Source organism: Halobacteriovorax sp. DA5 (genome assembly GCF_002903145.1).
Lineage (GTDB): Bacteria > Bdellovibrionota > Bacteriovoracia > Bacteriovoracales > Bacteriovoracaceae > Halobacteriovorax_A.
On the sequence record NZ_PPDJ01000029.1, the window covers coordinates 1 to 226 of the forward strand.

Genomic DNA, 226 nt, shown 5'->3' on the forward strand with positions numbered 1-226 from the left:
TGGCTGCTGGCATGGCCCGCGACTGGCCTGACGCAAGAGGCATCTGGCACAACGACAACAAGACCTTCCTTGTGTGGGTGAACGAGGAGGATCACCTGCGTGTCATCTCCATGCAGAAGGGTGGCAACATGAAGGAGGTCTTTAAGAGGTTCTGCGTTGGCCTGCAGAAGATTGAGGACGTCTTCAAGAAGCACAACCACGGTTTCATGTGGAACGAGCATCTTGG

1 pseudogene is annotated in these 226 nt (G+C 54.9%); it reads left to right on the forward strand.

The features are described 5' to 3' along the window. Positions 1-226, forward strand: a pseudogene (locus C0Z22_RS15770) (arginine kinase); the annotation flags it as partial.